This is a genomic window from Nocardia concava NBRC 100430, from assembly GCF_000308815.1.
GTDB lineage: Bacteria > Actinomycetota > Actinomycetes > Mycobacteriales > Mycobacteriaceae > Nocardia > Nocardia concava.
Genome location: NZ_BAFX01000144.1, coordinates 1 through 326 on the forward strand (window position 1 = coordinate 1; position 326 = coordinate 326).

Consider the following 326-nt stretch of genomic DNA (forward strand, 5'->3'; position numbering starts at 1 on the left):
CGTTCCATGTGCTGTGGCGCCGGTGGCGCGCGCATGTGGATGGAAGAACAGCTCGGCAAGCGCATCAACATCGACCGCGTCGACGAAGCCCTCGACACCTTGAAGGGTGGCAACGAGCCGTCGATGATCGCGACCGGCTGCCCGTTCTGCCGGGTCATGCTCACCGACGGTGTCACCGCCCGCAAGGACGGCGGCGAGGTCGGCCAGGGCGTCGAGGTCGTCGACGTCGCCCAGCTGATGCTGCAGTCCATCGACCGCGTGGATGCCGCGACGTTGACCGAGAACCTGAAGGTCGTCCAGACCCCGAAGGTCGAAGAGCCCGAACC

1 protein-coding gene is annotated in these 326 nt (G+C 66.6%); it reads left to right on the forward strand.

Translation table 11 applies throughout. The annotated features are described in order from the left end of the window. On the forward strand, window positions 1-326 hold a 326-nt coding region (locus ON43_RS33710; protein WP_040814076.1), incomplete at both ends, for a heterodisulfide reductase-related iron-sulfur binding cluster.